Below are 19,441 nucleotides of genomic sequence, written 5' to 3'. Positions count from 1 at the left end.
AATTTGTCTTACTTGTTTTTCTTCAGCCACTCCATCGCAGAGATGGCGTAAACTGCGGCGCCTTTAGACAATACAGCTTCGTCGAATACTACCTTGGGATGATGAACGAAGTAAGGATACCCTTCTTCGCTGTGTCCTGAAGCTAACAATAGCATCGTTGAAGGTACTTCCTGTGTCACATAAGAAAAATCTTCTGATCCCCCAAGCTTATTCATACCAACAACTGCCGGCGAAGAGATATCTCCCGGAAACTCTTTTTCCAAGGCTTCTCTGATATCTGCTGAAACCGCACCATCTACTTCCACAGTCGGGCAGCCTTCAATAATCGTTGCCTCCACAGTCGCTCCGAAACTTTTGGCAATCCCTTCAGCAATTTCAGGAATCCTCTTGAAGATAAATTTTCGAACCTTCTCATCAAAGGTACGAATTGACCCTTTCATATATGCTGTATCCGGAATCGCATTATCTACTACTCCGCCTTCCATGATCGTTGTTGATATTACGGCGCTGTCGTACATAGAAATCTCTCTGCCTTCCAACGCATGCAACGCCAAATGAATATGGCTCATGACAGTCAGTGGATTGACACTCAGTTCAGGCATCGCTGCATGCCCGCCTTTTCCCTGAATTTTTATTTCAAACCAGTCAGAGGTAGAAGCAAACGGTCCAGCTTCCGGAACTAAAACCATGCCGCTTTTCAATGGCAGCCCCGGAAAAACGTGGATCATTGCTGCAGCATCTACCTTAGGATTTTCCAGAATCCCTTCTTCAACCATGACTTTAGCTCCTTGTAAGATTTCCTCACCCGGCTGGAACATCAATTTCACTGTTCCCTCTAGCTCATCTTCATGTTCCTTCAATAATTTTGCTGCACCATAAAGCATAGTCGTGTGGAAATCATGCCCACACGCATGCATATTTTCGTTTTCCGATTTAAATGGAACATCTGCTTCTTCTACAATTGGTAACGCATCCATATCCCCACGAATCAAGAAGCATTTCCCCGCCTTGCCAATCGTCACAGACAGCCCAGATTCTCCTACACGCTCTGGTTTTAGTCCGATAGCTTCCAGTTTCTCTTTCACAAACGCGGCCGTCTTAGGCAGCTTTAGGCCTATCTCCGGCGATTGGTGCAGTGTTCTTCTCATTTCAACTAACTCACCCTGTAATTCTGTTGCTTGATCATATAACTTTTTCATATTTTAATCTCCTTCTCATTTTTTCTAGAGTAGCATATAAAAAAAACATATGTCAATATTTCTTACATAAAAAAATTTCAATATAGGAAAAGAGATTTTACTATTCTTATTGAGATAGTGTTCAGCGCAACGATGAGCCACTATTATAGGTACGAAAAGGGGACGCACATCAGGAGATGAGACATGACTGCAATTAGTTTATCTAAAAGATTGTGGACATAAAAAACTATGAAGCTCTTTTTTTGGCTCTATAATAAATGGGACTGATGAAAGTAGAAATACTTTTTTCAGTCCCATGTTCATTTTTATCTAAAAAAACATATCGTTCTCTGATACGATTAAGTCACCACAACCAAATCTAATCGGAAGGGACGATATGCTATGACTAATACTATCAAAAAAATGCTACGAATCATAGACAAAAACCTAACTATTTCAGAAGTCTCAGAACAAAAAATCAAAGGAACGCAGACACTTATCGTTCACGCCAAGCTTTCTCCCTGTATGGCTCATTGTCCCTACTGCTCTTCTTCAAAAGTTCCCCTCACAGGGAAACAAGCAGTGGTTAAAAATGGAACAAAAGCGACAATGATTCGTTTTGATTCCTATCAATGCTTACCCCTAGTCATGAAATTAGCGAAACAACGCTACTTTTGTCGTTCCTGTTCTCGCCACTGGACGGCTCAGTCTTATTTCGTTGCACCATATTGTTTTATTGCCAAACAGTTACAGATTAAAATTCTTGCACTACTAAAAGAGAAGATATCTCTTCGCCTGATTGCCTCTCTGTGCCATGTCTCTATTACGACAGTCATTCGTGTACTTAAGACAACAGAAGCCTATCTTCCTACACGAAAACGAACCTATCTGCCTTCTGTTTTAATGGTTGATGAATTCCGTTCTCATACGTCTATTGAAGATAAGATGAGTTTTATTTGTGCTGATGGAGAAACAGGTGAACTGGTTGATATTCTTCCTTCTAGAAAATTGAACCATTTGGTTCATTACTTTCAAAAATGTTCAAATCCGGAGAAGGTACAATTTCTAGTCACAGATATGAATGCCGCTTATTTTCAATTGATTCCCCGTGTATTCCCTCAAGCAAAGTTGGTCGTTGACCGATTTCATGTTGTTCAACACCTTAATCGGGCCTTTAATGCCTTTCGTATCAAAGAGGTTGCGCGATTGAGACAGGAAAATAAACATCCTTTAGCGAATAAATTAAAAAGTAATTGGCGCTTTTTATTGAAAAATCGAGCCCCTGTTAATCATTCGACCTACAAAACTTGGCGCAGCTTTAGAGCCCCTAAGTTTCCTTATCTGACAGAAGCCATGATGATTGATCGACTCCTTGAGTTTTCTCCGGCACTGCGTTTTACGTATCAAGTATTTCATGAATTAACCGAGGCTTTCCGAAGGAAAGATCATGAACAATTCTTTGAACAACTACGGACCCTTCCAGAAGAATTAGATGAAGTATTTCGTCAATCAATCACCAACTTATTAACCTATGAAGAAGGAATCCGAAATGCCATGATTTATCCTTATTCGAATGGAAAAATAGAAGCAATGAATACTCATATAAAAGCACTAAAGCGTGTCTCTTATGGGTTTAAATCCTTTCAAAATATGAAAACACGAATTTTTCTTATGAACGATCTGATAAAAATGACATAACAAAGAAGTTGGTTATCAAAAGATTTTCTCTTTCAATAACCAACCTCCTTATTTCTACTCATCAGTCCAATTTGACAATGAGCCCTTTTTTTAAGAGCTTCATAGTTTTAGAGTTTAACAACTATTGTCTAGTATACTTTATCAATGCTACTTTACTATCAGAATCGTAAATATTTTGTCGAATGAGTGTGTTGTCATCTAATAAATAGAAGCTGCTACTCCAAGAATCAACGCCTCTGCTAAATTCCTTTGAGATAAAGTAGTTTTCTGCTGAATCTCCCCCTGCAGCCTCATCAAGCTCAGTCTGAGTAAAACTTTGTCTATCTGCTTCTGGGATTTTGGTATTCAGATGATTTTCTGTTGCTACAAAACTTTCATGTGAAAATAGAAATATTGGTTTATTAGTATCGTCAATAGAAAAATATCTACCATACGACAATACCTCATTTTCATAAACTCCAACAAATACTTGAGATTTGTTAATGAATGCCAAGCTCTGGTTTTTTTCCGCTTCTTCCCAAACAATAGACGTAAAGTCCATGGGAGTTTTTTTGTCATAAGAGCTGTTATATTTGGATGTACTAATCCAAAGACTCCCCCCTAAACTTTTTAGGCTTTCAAGATATTCATCCTTCTCCTCTGCAAACAAACTACAGGAAGATAGTACGAATAATAGTGATAGCATAAGTAAAACTATTGAGGTTGTTTGTTTTTTACTTCTTATCATTTTTTACCAACTCTTTCTATTTGTTTAACTACCATAACAACAAACTTGTATTGTTGACCTACACAAGTTTCTTTTTGAGACAATATCTGGTAACACAAGCATTAACTATTCTTCAATGTGTTCTATTCAATTCCAGACTTATTGATTTATCTCACCAACTATTTGAATTTTTCCTTCAAATAGCTCAGCGTGGTTTGTGGTACCAATTGTTCAATTTCAGACCAATCTCTCGTATCCAAATGCTTACGAACACGAGAAGCAGATATGACTCCACCATTTTCTTCTTTACGAGGTATTTCATGAAACTCAATATTATGTTTAGGTAATATTCTTGCCATGCCATCATTGTATTGCTTAGTAACCAGATCCAAAGGTTCTTCTCCAGCAAAACGAACATTGATATTTAACGTTGGGGCAATCTCAGTCGCAAACAGTTCTAAATCTTGTGTTGGGTCAATCTGTTTATCTTGGATATCTGCTTTATTAAAGTAGTCAGCAAAAGTCAACTGAGAAATGATGAATTTACCGCTCGGAATAACTGTTACATTCTTTAAGTCAGCTGTGCCGGCCTTAACTAGATCTAGTCTATCTTTAAACGGAAAAATGGATTTATCTTCTTCCACAACAAAGATATAAAGTTGGCTCACCTGTTTAGAGGCGTACTCAATCAAATAGCGATGACCTAATGTAAATGGGTTACAGTTCATTACAATAGAGCCAATTTTTAGTTTAACTTCAGCCAAAGAAGCTTTGTATTCCTCCAAATCTGGATTTGTTACAGTTGACTTGCTCCCTCTTGAAACGATATTTTCCGGAAGCTTGCTCTCTGTTTTTGGATTTGAATAAAATTTATTGTCCGCTAAATGTTGATAAATAATATTTGCCAAAAGTTTATTTCCATCAGGTGTTAAATGATCATTATAAGAAAATAGCTCTTTCTCTTCTAAAAGTTCATCAAATTTTCTTTGTACACCATCATCAATTAGACCATCTATAAATGGATTGAAGAAGTGACTAATAACAATATCGTTTTCACCAATAGGAAGATTTTCGATGTTTTTTTCAAATCTAAAGAATTGATTAGCCATAAAGTATCCATAGTTTTCTACTGCTATATTCTCATTAGCTTCATTTAGTTGTTTTTGTAAATAAGCTTCGATAGTCATATCATCTGGCGAACAAACACCATAAAATTTACAACCACCAATAAACCATATCTTTTTAGTTGGTTGTTTTTCCGGTTGATTTGGAGTTACCCGATGACCATTTATGATATTAACATATTTTGAGGATTTATCATCAAATAAAACGCCTGTATTACTTGAGAAACTGGAAGAAGGGACCCTAAACATTTCGCAAGCATCGGGGAGTTCAAAGCCATATTTTGTGTAATGCTCAGGAATTTCTGAGTTCATAACAGATCTTTCAAGCTGTGAAAGTGTATAATCGTAATATTTATTATCCTTCTTTGCTGCTGGCAAACGTAACTGAATAAAGTGCGCATTTGGATGATTTTTCTGTAAAGTAACAATTGCATTATAGCAACGACTAAACCGAGCATAAGTTCCTTTTAGTAAAGTATTGGCGGTAATCTTCTTTCTTCCAGAATCAGCAATTATTCCATCTATTTTTGAATTATTATATGGTGTAAGAGTAATTACTGAGTATTTACTTAAATCAGCGGAGTAAATATCACCGAACTTTTTGGCACCAAACATAAAATGTACACGATCTCTATCAACAAAAGGTGTTAGACTATAAGATCCACCGAAATTTATTCGCTCGTCAGTAATTAGACTCACTATAATTGGTAAATAATGCTCGTAAGTATTACGGGAAGAATAGACGATTACGTCAGTTATGTTATTTTCAACGAGCCAATCACAAACTGAATATCCCTCTCCATATATCGCGGCTAACATGTCCTGATGATATTTCAATACTTTTTCCAATTAACTTTCCTCCAAATAATCAATTTTTTTCATAGTGCATGAGTTATAACCTAAAACTAAATAACATAATCAATAATTTTCAACATGATTGATTGTTTTTTGCATATCGTGATCTATAATATTTTTATTAAATTTATCAAACAATTTCCTTTTGTGCAAAGGTAATTTTAACATTTCTTCATATACCCTTTTACTATTATTACGATCTTGAATGGTAAAGAAATCATCAACACGTAATTTGTATTTATCCTCCATTTGACAATCATTTTCAATTAAAGTAATGATTGCATGAACTAAAGAATCGATGGAATTACAAATTTCACCAAATCCATGTTCTTCATAATTCCATGTTTCTTCATATTTGAATTTGATGTTCTTCAAATTATGAAGATAGAGAATCGGTTTTTTTAGATAAGCAAAGTCAAACACAGCTGTAGAATAGTCAGTAATAGCTATAGCACCTTCATTGGCTACCCTTTTGTAATCCCAGGTTTCATCTGCTAATACCACAGGATCTTTAAACGTAAAATCACGCATTTGAGGCTCTAAAAATGGATGTGGTTTAAACAGGAATGTATAGCCTTTATCCTTCAACACAGACATTAATTCTGTATTATTAAGAAGTTCCGTAATCATTGACCAATGCTTCCCACCAATATAATTGGAGTCGTATCGCCTATCTGCATGAACATATTTTTTATCAAATGTTGGCATAAAAATAATTATTTTTTCACTATGTCCATCTAAACGATATCGATCATATCTTGGTAAGCCAGTCACCTTAATATTCTCGTATTGATACTTCCCATTTTCCATATTTTTCAATTCAACATCTGAAGCAATTGATACAAGCTGCATATCAGCGGTATATTTATTAATGAAAGTTGAACTATCGCCTATAGTATAACCATGACTTAAAAATACAAAATCTGCATTACTTAAAGCAAAATAATTTGTTTTTTGATCTAACGTAAGCCTTCTAAACTTTTTAAATATTGATGGAAAAACCAAGTTTAAATTAAGACTGTTACTGGAGATAAGTTTTTCTGCGATTAGAAATAGCAGTTGCTGTTCCCAAGTTCCATAAACAATCAAATACTCATGTAACTCTAAATCAAATAACTCTTTGTAGCTTTCGTCTGGGATTATTAAATATTTTTCGATACCATCATCAAATTGAGAGGCATATCGGAACAACACTTCAGCATTATCATCAATTGTTTTAGGCGTATCAATGAAAACCCAAATTCTTCTAGAAGCATTTTGCATTAAGTTTTCGAAAAATTTAATCATGATAAAATTCTTAGAATTCTTAACCACATCAGTAGTAATATTTTTCACATTCAATGGTTTGTAGTTAATAGCATATTTGGAAGTTGTTGAGTAAATGAATTGATCTCCAACAAATAACTTTCTTTTGTGAAACAAGCGAGATGTTGCCGTATGCATTATCGTAGTTGGATATAAATTCCCTTGGTATCTAAAATAGAATAGAAGACTCTCGGTATCATCTTCATTATATGTGCAAGGAACAGAGACATTAAATGTCATAGCAGGCATTATTTCTTCATCTAAAAAATACTTCTTATTAACAGATTCTGAATATAAGCTTTCAACCACTTGTGTTTCAGATGAACTAACACAAACAAGTTCAATGTCCTCATAAGACGGTTTAGTATAAAAGCCTCTAATAGTTAAAACTCCATTATGTTCATGTGTTTCAGTAATTGATATACTACCAGAAAGATACTCTGTTGGGCTAACAAAATAACCAAACCAGAATCTTGGAGCTAATTCACCAGGCTTAACATGGGCTTTCCCATGCTTAATTTCCCAAAAATGATGCCTCAACCAATAGGGTACAAATTTTTCTATTAAATCATCATCAATTTCCATTAATAATTCTGAAATCAACTGATTGATTCTAGGTCTGTACTCAGGTAATATTTCGTTCAAATCAACAGTTTTCTTGTCCTCAGAATAAGCTTTAGACAACCAAACAAGTGTATCCTTAATAAATTTGTTGAAGTTAAAGTTGAAATTTTCAAGTTGTTCTTGGGCATCTTTTGCAAATCTCAGATTCTTTAGGTATAGTTCTAATTTAACAACATATTCATATGTATAAGAAAAATCAGTCTCTGATAAGTAAAGAATTACTTTTTCCTTTTCTTTTGAAAAAAGCAACGAGTCACTATAGATAGGCGTCCTATCAAATTCATCCGTTTTAATAGTAAAACGATGCAATGTTGTTGACTCAGCATCTAATAAATACAAAACATTTTTGCGAAACTCCCACGTTGAGATAGGTGACTCTTCTATCCCAACGACTGAACCATCTTCCAGAAACTCAAGAGCTTTTGTTAAAGGCTCCTCTCCATCTATTCCAAATGACCAGTTTCTCCCTATAAATTGTTCTTTTAAAGACTCATTTTTCATATTAATTCCTCACAATTTTTGTCTATTATCGTTACTTATATATCTAGAAATAATTAGTCTCAATCATTTATTCATCTTATATTAAAGGTAATCAACAAACTTACTTCTAAATTTAATGTGCAGATGTGATCCAACAATTAAAAGCAATAACGTGATCATCCAAAATATAAGCATCTGTGCTCTATCTTCAAAAAACCATCTCTTATAAAACATAGCATCTCGAACACCATTAATTAGATACGCATATGGATTTAACAGTAAAATTTTTGACAACCAGACTGGAAGACTTCTAGTTTCTAAGTCCCACATAACCCCAGACATATACATTAAAACCTGAATAACTGAATTCAAGAAAATTTGATAATCGCGAACCAACGCCGAGATAGTAGAATTAATCAAGCTAAAGCTATATAGAAAAGCAATCATAGCAAATAGGTAATACGGCAACTGCAACCAATAAATTGAGATTTTCTCTCCTAGCGCTAGCGAGACCAGTGCAGCAAGTGCAGTAAATGAAAAATAGCTTGGCAAATCAGAAAAAATCCGAACCATTGGTAAGATACTGATAGGAAACTTCATTCTGGAAACTATGCCAATCTGATTATAAACCGAGCTTGATGCTTGCTTCGTTACTGTACTCAGGAAAATCCAGGTACTCAAACCAATCATTAGCCACGCAATATACGCGACTCCACCTTGAACACTATTCGCTCTGCCTAAAGCAATACCAAAAGCAAAATAGTAAACGCCTAATTGAATGAGCGGATTTAAAATTTGCCATAAATTACCAAGTATATGACTCTGATACATCGCTTTATTACTATATTTAGCAATTCGCTGAGCCACGCCTAGATATTGTATTTGTTCCTTTATGATTAACCGTACCTCATGCATTATTCAGTAACCTCTCTTACTATTAAGACTTGTCCCGGATTAATATCTGCTTCAATAAGCTCAGGATTGAGTTGTTGTAATGCCTCTACAGTCAGTCCATTCTTCTCAGCAATCGCCCACTGTGAATCACCTTCCTGCACCGTATAAGTTCCATCACCTGTTACTTCAGCATTTTCCACTGGTTCACTGCCCTCAATAACAGAGCTTCCAACCGTTGAACTCGCTGTTGTATCACTAACCTCTTGAGTGCTTGATACAGGAGTACTTGATGAAGCTTCAGAGGTAGTGGAAGATGGACTTGTATTTATAATTTTATTTGGTTGAGTTGTCCGCTTGAAAATCCGGCGAATAGTCCCAACAGGATTGGTTGCAGCATAACCAACTGAAACCTGTTTTACATAAGCTAGACTAAAGTACATAATTGAGAATAATAAAAATAATGTAAAGGCTTTTGTAGCTACTGGCATTTTATCTCCAACCTTATTCTTAGTTGTTGACTCTACAATATCCTTAACCATTTTTCTATTTGCCATCTCTTTAGGTGTTTCTTCGATAATTTCATCTTGGAGCTGCTCTAAAGAATAGCTTCTCTGCTGGTCCTTTTCAACTTTTTGGTAGGCATCTTTTTCTTCTTCGGATAGCTTGTTATACTCTTTAATAAATGCAGTGTAATCTTTTACTATCTCTTCTGTTTTACCAAATGCTCTCATCTGGCCATAGTGCATCCATACCACACGATCACAAATTTGTTTTACTTGATTAATGGAATGTGAAACAAAAATAATTGTTTTCCCCTGTTCCTTAAAGGAGAGCATTTTCTTCAAGCCTTTATTATAAAAGGTTTGATCTCCTACAGATAAAGCCTCATCAATAACTAAAATATCAGGATCTTGATGAACTGCAATAGAAAACCCTAGCTTAGAAGACATCCCACTCGAATAGGTTTTTACTGGTTGATCTATAAACACACCCAGCTCAGAAAATTCAATAATATCATCAATTTTACTATCAATTTCCTTATTTTTTTCACCCATCATCAGACATTTCATACGTATATTTTCGCGTCCTGTCAAATTCCCATTTAGACCAGCACCAATAGATATGATCGATACTTCACCATTGATATCAAGCTGGCCGGATGTTTGAGGCGTTATACTCGAGATAATATTTGACAGCGTCGATTTACCCGAGCCGTTCAATCCAATAATCCCTATTGTCTCACCTGAGTAAATTTCTAAACTTACACCTCTTAGTGCCCAAAAATTAGGTATCTTATTTTGAGAAATATTAAAAAGTGTTTTCAGTTTTTCAACTCGAGTTGTCGCCAAGCTATATTCCTTTGTTAACAACGTTGCTTTTACTTTTAATTCACTATCCAAATTAAACCCTCCATGTTAATCGTTCATAGTATTTATTAAACAAAACCAGTTAATAAATCATTTGAACTCTTGATTAACTGCCTTTAGTGCCGCACTAAACACCTGATCCATATCATAGTATTGATAATTGGCTAATCGTCCACCAAAAATTACATGTTCATACTGCTTTGCTTCCAATTTATATTTTTTGAAAATATCAGAATTTTTTTCATCATTTACTGGGTAGTAAGCCTCTTTTGAGCGATCCCAATCTTGAGGATATTCATGAGTCAAAATTGTTTTATTATTATCAGCTTTTTGATCAAAGTGACGCCATTCCATTACACGAGTATAGGGTGTTTCAGCATCAGTATAGTTAATTACTGCATTTCCCTGAGCATTATCTGACTCTAACGTTTCAGATTCAAAACGAACAGATCGGTAATCTAGCTCACCATGCATATAATCGAAGAATGCATCAATCATTCCAGTGTACACAACACGTGGAAACTCGGCCAAATAGGTTTCTTTTTCAGAAAAGAAGTCGGTATTTAATTCCACATCAATCAACTCACTAGCCAATAATTTATCAAAAATTGGCGTGTACCCATCGATTGGTACTCCTTGATAGCGATGGTTAAAATAATTATTATCAAACGTAAAACGTGTCGGTAATCGTTTAATAATAAAATTTGGTAATTCTGTTGCTTTTCTTCCCCATTGTTTTTCGGTATACCCTTTAATCAATTTTTCGTAAATATCTGTACCAATTAAACTAATCGCTTGCTCTTCTAAATTTTTAGGAGTCTGAGTAATCCCAGCATGTTCACGCTGTTCTGCAATCTTTGCTTTTGCCTCTTCTGGAGTTTTTACTCCCCACATTTGATAAAAAGTATTCATATTAAATGGCAGATTATACAATTCACCTTTATAGTTTGCAACAACTTGATTAATATACCCGTTGAATTCACTGAAGGTATTAATATACTCCCAAATTTCTTTATTATCTGTATGGAAGATGTGCGCACCATAGTCATGAACATTAATCCCATGCTCTTTATGCGTGTACATATTTCCACCAATATGATTACGTTTTTCAATCACTAACACTTTTTTGCCACGTTTTGCAGCTTCATAAGCAAAAATTGCCCCAAACGGTCCTGATCCAACAATCAGATAAGCATAGTTTTTTTTGTTGTATTTCATAAAAATAACTTCCTCCATCAGTTAATGGCTACTATTTATGAAATAGTGTCACTGCTGAAATTTTTTTCAATTTCTTTGTTGACCATCATTCACATTCGTTTTGTTGATAGCAACCTCAGTGTTTTCTTTGTATATCCGTTTAAAGTTTTGAATACCTACTTCTAAATAATTATCAAAAACAACTGTAAATCTATTTTCTTTATCAATATAATCAGTCGGTATTGTTACTTGATAATCAGTATCAGAAATTTGTTTATAAGGCACTCTTTTTCTTTTACTAAATGGTTCTTTCAGATTTCTTGCTTCAAAACCAATAACCTTTTGATGAGTATACACTTTGACTATCAGTTGATTATCAGAAAAACTTTCAGCTATCGCATACGCATTCAAACGAATTTTAGGTAGTCTATTTAGTAGCGATGGGTAAAAGTAACTATTTCCTATCTTTTTCTTTATTCCCAACTTATTAACCAATACCCAACGTATAGCCTGGCATTGTATGAAGAAATACAGACCATCAATATCATTCTGCTTCAAAAATTTCCAAATGACCTGACGGACATCACTTCTAAAATGGATACTCGGATCAAAGTTCAACTTACCTAGATACAAATCCATTTGTTCTTTGAAATCTAACAGCCTTGATTTACTAAACTTGTAGCCTGTACCACGTCTAATACAAAAATCATAGATCAACCATTCTAAGCGTCTGGAAATCATTCGTTCCTTCGAAGAGTCGTCTGGAAATTCTTGATTAATATAGCCTAATGCCCTCAACCATGAAATCATAAATGTTCGATTAATTGATTTACTCAAGCTATCATTATCGGCATCTCGATTAAGATAGGTAGTCAATTCTTTTCCCTGAGTAATTGTTTTTGACAGCCGTAGAGCTTCATAAAAAAAGGTGACATCATCTGCTACACGCTGATTAACAAAATGCAAGTTATTATCATGAACTAAAGATGTCCTCACCATAATTGCTTGTGGGCCAAGCCATCCATAAAATTCTGTCGGCAATTCCTGGATAGAACGATTTTTAAAATCTCCGTCACTATAATAAGGTTTGCTTTTTAACGATAAATATCCATCAACACTTTGAACTAAACCAGAAACTACAAAATCATCACCAGATTCATCCAACAAATCGGATAGATATTTCAACCCGTTTAAATCGTACCAATCATCAGAATCAAGAAATACAGAATATTCACCACGCGCATTCATAATTCCCACATTTCTAGGACCATGAGCACCACCAGTGTTTTCTTTTAGCTGATAAATTTCAAGATTTGGATAAAAGGCAATATAGTTTTTAATTACTTCAATTGAGTTGTCCGTTGAACAATCATCAATAAACATAACTTGAATATTATTAATATCAAGGGTCTGATTCACTAACGAATCCATCATTTTTTTTAAGTAAGGGCCATTATTGTAATTTGCAATAATTACAGATACCTTTGGTTCAGAAACCACAATCTTTGAGGTGTATAACTCAAAATCAGACAACTCTTCCTTCCAAGAAACATCATCTAAAAGATACTGATAATCCTTAAATTCCTCTTTAACACTAATATCTTTTCTCAACTTCGTTCCTCCATTTAGCTCTCTCATTAATCCTACAGATTATTGATTTAAATCCTTTTTTATTTGTGAAGTAGAAACTTCTGGCGTGCGAGGCAGGTAAATAACCTCAGCTTTTGTTTCTTCTTTAATAAAATCAAATTTCCCAGTCCAATCGTCTCCTATGACGAAGGTATCTACATGATATTTTTTTATATCTGATACTTTTTGTTCCCAATTTTCTTCCGGAATCACTAGATCCACATAACGGATAGCTTCAAGCAACTGCTTTCGTTTCTCATAGGAAAAATAAGTTTGTTTCTGCTTTTCATTCCAATTGAACTCATCTGTTGATAGTGCCACAATTAAGTAGTCACCTAACTCTCTGCTACGCCGCAATAGATTGATATGTCCATAGTGAAGCAGATCAAAAGTTCCATAAGTAATTAAACGTTTCATTCCTTCACTTCTTCCTTATGTACTAAGTACTAGCTCTAGTCAAAATATTGGGTCTGTAAATGTACTTTTAGTCATTTACATATACAAATTCTAACTAGCCGATATTACAATAGCCTGTTATTTCTTCCCCACTACTTCATGCATTTTTTCGCTAGCCTCTTTAGTATGAGCCCTATGCTACTTCTAATCAGAATAATATCTTTTTGGTAACTGACGAAGCGCATGAGAACCTATATATCCTGCTCTACCCAACACTAAGATAGACATCTTTTTCCTCCTACAACCTTTTCATTTTATTACCTGACTAAAAAAACAAGTGACTAGCTATCTATTTACTTTCCATCCCAAAGACATAAGTTATTACTTCCTCGGCACTACTTGTTTCAGATAGATGAACAAATTGGCGCTTAAATTGAGAATACCTAATATCATTTTCTAATGCAGTTCCATTGAGAATGGCTAAAACCTCAGAAACTAACACTTCTTCTTCCATTACAATTGGTCCCGGTAAAATTGTATGAGGATCAAAATAAAAACCTCGAATAGCTTCTTCATAGTTTTTGTAATCATACATATAAAACAGCATCGGCTTATCTGTCAGAGCAAAGTCGAACATGACCGATGAATAATCTGTAATCAAAATATCGGCAATCATATATAAGTCTCGGATATCCTCGTAAGCAGAGCCATCAATGACAGCCGAACCATAGGAAGAAATATCCAATTTTTCAGCAATAAGATAGTGTAGGCGTGTAACAATCACCAGATCCTTATCCGCATGTAACATTTCCTGAAAAGGAAAATGGTTCTCATAGCGATAGGCTCCTTGAGAAAAATAGTGATCATCTCTCCAAGTTGGCGCATATAAAATCACTTTTTTCTTTTCTTCAATGCCTAGCTTTTTCTTTATTGAACGTATGTATGCTTCTTTGTTTTCAGTACGTACCAATACATCATTTCTGGGATAACCAGTCTCAAGAATTTTTCCTTCATAGGCAAAAGCACTTCTGAAGCATTCAGTACTATATGCATTTGGAGAAATCAGAATATCCCATCGAGATGCCTCTTGAATAATATCCTGTTGGTATTCCACTGTATTTATTCCCGGCATTTTGATTGCTTCAATATCAAGACCTAGTTTTTTTAGTGGCGTCCCGTGCCAAGTTTGAACGTACACAGTGTGTTGACTCTTTTTCATCCATGAGGGCATGCGAGTGTTAAAAATCCAGTATGTCGCTCTGGGCATCGTCAACAACCAACGCACCCCCAATCGTCGAACATAAGGAACTTTGTAGCTGTCAAAATAAGCTTCATAGCCTTTCTTTACCGCCCATATACATTGATAGTCTGGGTGATTATTGCGAACATACTCATAAATAGCTCGAGGATTATCACTGTATTGTTTGCCATGAAAGCTTTCAAAAAATAGCAGCTTCTTTTTAGGAAAATAACCTAAAATAAAAAATAAACATTTAACAATGCTATGATAAACAGTTTCTATGCGTTTGCGCATGTAATTCTTCTCCCAACTCAGGTGTACTCCACAAATTTCATTTAGACTTTCAGCCATAAATGAGGACTAGTAATCAACAGACACAAGGCTGCCTATAAACGCTCAACTTGTATAATACTGGACATTTAGACTATCGTTCATTTAATCAAATACGGCATGTTCAAAAACTCAATGATTCTTCTCTTGTTTTGGCTTTTTATGCGTCGCCTTGGTTCGTTTCATTTTTAACACCTTCCAAATATATTGAGGAATCTGAACGAGACGATCGTACCGATTGTATTTGATGGAGCGATAGAGCCATTCGATATTATGCTTAATAAAGAAATCAGGGGCGCGCCTTACCATCCCTGATAGCACATCAAAAGTCCCACCAACATTCAGATAGACACTAGCACTCAGCTGGTCAACATTTCGTTCCAAAAATATCTCCTGTTTCGGTGAGCCCAGTGCCACGAAAAGAAAGGTCGGTTGCGCTTGATTGATCAGCTCAACGATCCGTTGGTCATTTTTTGCAGTATAGCCATGGAGATGACCAGCCACCACGAGATTAGGATATTGCTTTTTAATGTTTGCGGCTGCTTTTTCCACCACTTCTTTTTGGGCACCATAAAGAAAGATGCGGCAGGCATGCGCATTGGCATACACCAAGCAACGATCCATCACTTCGATTCCCGTGATCCGTTCTCGTATTTCTCCGCCCATCCATTTAGACATTTTCACGATCCCAATGCCATCCGCGATTCGATGCGTCGCTCGATGAATATACTGAAACACCTCTTCATGCTCATAAGCCTGTAAGGTGATCTGTGGATTCACACTGGTAATGATCATTTTCTTTTGTTCAGCCAAATAGTTTGGAATATCCGCTGTGATATCCTCATACCTCAGGACATCAACCGGTAATCCGCCTAAATACTCTGTTTTCATTTTTTACCCCTTTTTTCTGGCCTCAACCAACGCCAACACTCTATTTATGCTCTCTCCATCGTTATAGGTATGCCATGAGTCATGGAATACTCTTGCTTGTTTGGCATCATTCTTGTATGTTTCTTCTTTAAGCATTTCCTGTAATGCTTCTGCCGTTGGTGCGACTCCTCCCGGAACGGTGTCCCAAACCCCGTCCTGAATCCCCGGTTGTTGTTCATACTGTGCTTTGTCCGGTACAAAAAACAAAACATAGGGGATCTCTTTATATAGTAGAAATTCAAACACGCTGGCAGAGTAATCGGTAATCAACAACGTTACTTGAGGAAAAAGCTGTTCCAAGGGAACTGTCGTCAAACGAACATTCTCCGGTAAAGGCAACGACTGATCCGTCGCTGCCGGATGAAGCTTCAGTAAAAACTGTTTCTCTGGAAACTGGGCAAAAACCGTCAACGCCTGCTTGAGAACCGCCTCCATCTGAACTGGCGTCTTACGATAGGTCGGCGCATACAGGATATACGCTGCTTTTGAATCCTTACTTTCAATCGCTTGTGCCAATAACTCGTCCGTCTTCGGTACCCCCAAATACCGAATCACTTCCGGCGAGACGCGATAGCTTCGCTGAAAAACCTTCCCCATAGCTTCCGAGGCGACCACGATATCTGTAAACTGATCATAGACACGCTGAAACCGTCGCCTGTCTGCTTGCCCACGCAACTGAGTCTGAGGATCTTCCCAACCAAATTTTTTGATAGCCCCAATCGCGTGCCATAGCTGAATCACTGCTTGTCCATTCTTCAACAGGGAGAGCTCGGAAAAGTAGTTATCCACGAGAATTACTTGCGCATTTTTCAATAACCCGATGCGATTTCTGAAAAGAAGTTGCCATGGTGTATAAGGAAGTATTTGAACGCCCAAATGAGCCAATTCTTCCGCATAAGCTTTTGACCTAGGTGTATAAAAAACAGCGAAATCATTTTGGTATATTTCTGCTAAACGACGAATCAATCCACCATCATTTGCTGTAAAACTCATGATATAGACTATCGGAATTCGCTTTTGGGGCTTGGGTAACCCACACAACGCCCATAAATAAAAAGACTTCAAATAAATCACATTACTCTTCCTTTTGTAAACATCAATTATTCTTTTAAATCAATATGTACTTTTTCCGAACTGGAATAAATTTTTATTAAAAACAATTGCGTATCTTGTTTTGTGTAAAAACAAGATGCGGTAATTAAAATTATTCCTTACTTTTAGTTAATAAAGAGGTTTAAATCTTTATATTAACTAAATTCTACACATTATAAAGATAAAAATCAACATTACAAGTAAGGATTTTGTTTTTTTTATGAATGATTTTAGGTGAAAAATAGATAATTCTGTATATTTTTGAATTTTAGAACAGTATATTGTCTTTTTCTGCCGTCAAGTCAGCCGTCAAAGAAAGGGTGAAGTAACGTAGTATGTCAAAAGGAGAAAATATTTATAAGCGCAAAGATGGTCGTTGGGAAGGCCGCTACCCCAAAGCACGTAAGGAAGATGGGTCATTACATTACGGATATATTTATGGTCAATCTTATCGCTCGGTTAAAAAGAAAATCATAGAAAGAAAAAATTATTACTATTTCCAAAAAAAAATACCTCTAAAAAAATATTCTGGAACTTTTGCAGATTGGGGAGAATACTGGTTAAGAAATATCAAAGGAAATCAAATTAAGCCTAGCACATACACAAGCTATGAAAATAAAATGCGTGTACATTTACATCCATACTTAGGAGATAAGCAATTAGATAAAATAGCTGCAAAAGATATTTCAAAAACAATCGAAATACTATCCAGTAATTTAGGGGTAAGTTCGGTTCGTTTGATTTACCGATTGTTAAACAGTTGTCTTGAAGCTGCCAAAGGAAGAGGATATATATCTAGTAATCCTTGTATAGATATCGAACTACCTTCAACCTGTCAAAAAAAAGTAGAGGCATTCCCTTGGGATGACCAAAAAAAAATGCTTGAAATCAGTCAAAAAAATCAGAAATACTTACCCGTTCTACTAGCATTGGAAGCCGGCCTGAGAATTGGAGAAATTTGTGGATTAAAATGGGAGGATATTGATTTTTCAACATCTGTTTTGCATGTAAGAAGAACAGTTCAAAGGGTTTCTAGTCAAGCAGAAGGTGCTAAGACTGAATTAATAGAGGGCAGTCCTAAGACAATCAAGGGATTACGAACAATCCCTCTAACACAAAATTTGCATCAGATATTATCAGAATTAGCAATAACTCAAGAAGTAAAATCTTCTTATGTAATACAGACTCAGAATCATACTCGAATGGAACCTAGAATCATAAATTATCATTTCTCTCAACTTAAAAAGAGTTTAGGTATTCAATATGGAACTTTCCACGCCTTGCGACATAGTTTTGCAACGCGTTGCATTGCACTAGGAGGCAACATTGCTGCAGTAAGTGCAATGTTGGGACATTCATCAATAAAAATGACTTTAGACACCTACACTAGTAGTTTTTTGAGCGATCAAAGAGAAATAGTCAATAAATTCAATAATTAGATACATCTATTTTATAAGGTAGCTGCTCAATTTCAGTATTTTATCAGAGGATTAGTTCGATATTTGCACCGTCAAAATCATCGTCAAAAACTAACCAAAAGACCTCTGTAACTGAAATTGTAGCAGTTTTTCTTGTTTTTACACAAAACAAGATAGAAGATCTGTGACTTATGAATTCTAATAATCTTTAACTTCTATTCGTCTTGTATTAATTGAGAGTGTAGCAGAAAGTTTGAAAGTAGGTTAGTCAAAAGCTTGAAAATCACCTGATTCTAACAAGGAGACAGAAGGATATGACTGGAATGGTAACTTATTTTTGAAAAGCAGTTGCATAAGTTTTTTTAACTCCTGTTATCTTACGATACTGCGTTTATTGCCAGCCTCAGAAGGAAAGTCTCTGTACTATACATCATGAGCTTTTCTTTTACTGATGGCAATTTAATCCAGTATCTTGCTAAAAGATATGAACAGGATTTTTTTGTGCTATATACAAAACGAACAAACTAATACAATCGTAGGGAGATATTGTTCTATAGCTCCAGGCGTCAAAAGATTAGGAACAAATCACCCTATTAATCAATTCACTACTTCCAGTATTACATATGAAAAAAAGTTGTTCTGCATCTACATATTTTGAGGATATAGATTATACGCACAAAACAGTCCCAAATCCCATAATAAGCGACTTGCCAATAGTAATTGGTAACGATGTTTGGATTGCAAAATGTTACTTTTTCTTCAACAGGTAAAACTGTTGGGGATGGCGCGGTTATTACTGCTGGTTTCCTTGTTACAAAAGACGTTCCACCTTACACTATTGTTGGTGGTATTCCTGCAAAAATTATAAAGTTTCGAGTTAAGCCTGAAGTCATTCAAAAACTATTGAATCTAAGATAGTGGCAATATGCCTTCGGTGATTTTGTTACTGTTGATGCAGATGATGATATCGAGACTTTT

Annotated in this window: 15 protein-coding genes; 3 read left to right on the top strand and 12 right to left on the bottom strand. The window is 35.6% G+C overall.

Translation table 11 applies throughout. From position 1 onward, the window contains the following. Positions 1-8: 8 nt before the first annotated feature. Positions 9-1,199 (bottom strand): M20 metallopeptidase family protein, encoded by a 1,191-nt coding sequence (locus A5888_RS17955; RefSeq protein ID WP_086351001.1) that lies wholly within the window; start codon positions 1,197-1,199, stop codon positions 9-11. A gap of 381 nt (positions 1,200-1,580) precedes the next feature. Here A5888_RS17955 and A5888_RS17950 point away from each other — a divergent pair, with 381 nt between their 5' ends. After that, positions 1,581-2,876 carry an ISL3 family transposase gene (locus A5888_RS17950; RefSeq protein WP_086351000.1) on the top strand — a complete coding sequence of 432 codons (1,296 nt, stop codon included), beginning with the start codon at positions 1,581-1,583 and terminating at the stop codon, positions 2,874-2,876. 121 nt (positions 2,877-2,997) lie between these two features. On the opposite strand, the gene A5888_RS17945 is transcribed toward A5888_RS17950, so the two are convergent. The 11 genes from A5888_RS17945 to A5888_RS17895 all read right to left on the bottom strand — a co-directional run bounded on the left by A5888_RS17945 (position 2,998) and on the right by A5888_RS17895 (position 17,027). Continuing rightward, positions 2,998-3,603: a hypothetical protein gene (locus A5888_RS17945; RefSeq protein ID WP_086350999.1), complete on the bottom strand. Its 606-nt coding sequence runs from the start codon at positions 3,601-3,603 to the stop codon at positions 2,998-3,000. Between the two features lie 158 nt (positions 3,604-3,761). Next, positions 3,762-5,555: an adenylyltransferase/cytidyltransferase family protein gene (locus tag A5888_RS17940; protein WP_339101766.1), complete on the bottom strand. Its 1,794-nt coding sequence runs from the start codon at positions 5,553-5,555 to the stop codon at positions 3,762-3,764. 69 nt (positions 5,556-5,624) lie between these two features. Continuing rightward, positions 5,625-7,991 carry a CDP-glycerol glycerophosphotransferase family protein gene (locus tag A5888_RS17935; protein ID WP_339101765.1) on the bottom strand — a complete coding sequence of 789 codons (2,367 nt, stop codon included), beginning with the start codon at positions 7,989-7,991 and terminating at the stop codon, positions 5,625-5,627. An 81-nt stretch (positions 7,992-8,072) separates the two neighbouring features. After that, entirely contained in the window at positions 8,073-8,885 is an 813-nt protein-coding gene (locus A5888_RS17930) for an ABC transporter permease (protein ID WP_086350998.1), read from the bottom strand. Next, on the bottom strand, positions 8,885-10,264 hold the full coding sequence (locus A5888_RS17925; RefSeq protein ID WP_086350997.1) for an ATP-binding cassette domain-containing protein: 1,380 nt from the start codon (positions 10,262-10,264) through the stop codon (positions 8,885-8,887). The genes A5888_RS17930 and A5888_RS17925 overlap by 1 nt, the downstream gene beginning before the upstream one ends. Positions 10,265-10,321: 57 nt before the next feature. Beyond that, positions 10,322-11,449, bottom strand: coding sequence for a UDP-galactopyranose mutase (gene glf / locus A5888_RS17920; RefSeq protein ID WP_339101764.1), 1,128 nt, complete (start codon positions 11,447-11,449; stop codon positions 10,322-10,324). 66 nt (positions 11,450-11,515) lie between these two features. Then, entirely contained in the window at positions 11,516-13,039 is a 1,524-nt protein-coding gene (locus A5888_RS17915) for a glycosyltransferase family 2 protein (protein ID WP_249274561.1), read from the bottom strand. A gap of 39 nt (positions 13,040-13,078) precedes the next feature. Next, positions 13,079-13,474 carry a glycerol-3-phosphate cytidylyltransferase gene (tagD, locus tag A5888_RS17910; protein WP_086350994.1) on the bottom strand — a complete coding sequence of 132 codons (396 nt, stop codon included), beginning with the start codon at positions 13,472-13,474 and terminating at the stop codon, positions 13,079-13,081. A gap of 328 nt (positions 13,475-13,802) precedes the next feature. Then, positions 13,803-14,987: a CDP-glycerol glycerophosphotransferase family protein gene (locus tag A5888_RS17905; RefSeq protein ID WP_086350993.1), complete on the bottom strand. Its 1,185-nt coding sequence runs from the start codon at positions 14,985-14,987 to the stop codon at positions 13,803-13,805. A 168-nt stretch (positions 14,988-15,155) separates the two neighbouring features. After that, the gene (locus A5888_RS17900; protein WP_086350992.1) at positions 15,156-15,914 is read right to left on the bottom strand and encodes a WecB/TagA/CpsF family glycosyltransferase; all 759 of its coding nucleotides are present in this window, start codon (positions 15,912-15,914) and stop codon (positions 15,156-15,158) included. A 3-nt stretch (positions 15,915-15,917) separates the two neighbouring features. After that, entirely contained in the window at positions 15,918-17,027 is a 1,110-nt protein-coding gene (locus tag A5888_RS17895; RefSeq protein ID WP_086350991.1) for a CDP-glycerol glycerophosphotransferase family protein, read from the bottom strand. Positions 17,028-17,380: 353 nt separating this feature from the next. Between A5888_RS17895 and A5888_RS17890 the strand changes: the two genes are divergently transcribed. Together A5888_RS17890 and A5888_RS17885 are read left to right on the top strand one after the other, a co-directional pair. Continuing rightward, entirely contained in the window at positions 17,381-18,484 is a 1,104-nt protein-coding gene (locus tag A5888_RS17890; RefSeq protein ID WP_339101763.1) for a tyrosine-type recombinase/integrase, read from the top strand. A 708-nt stretch (positions 18,485-19,192) separates the two neighbouring features. Continuing rightward, positions 19,193-19,381, top strand: a complete 189-nt coding sequence (locus A5888_RS17885; protein ID WP_086350990.1) for a hypothetical protein — start codon at positions 19,193-19,195, stop codon at positions 19,379-19,381. Positions 19,382-19,441: the final 60 nt, after the last annotated feature.

The organism is Enterococcus sp. 9E7_DIV0242 (assembly GCF_002140975.2).
Lineage (GTDB): Bacteria > Bacillota > Bacilli > Lactobacillales > Enterococcaceae > Enterococcus_L > Enterococcus_L clewellii.
This window is presented reverse-complemented; position numbering and strand designations above follow the sequence as displayed.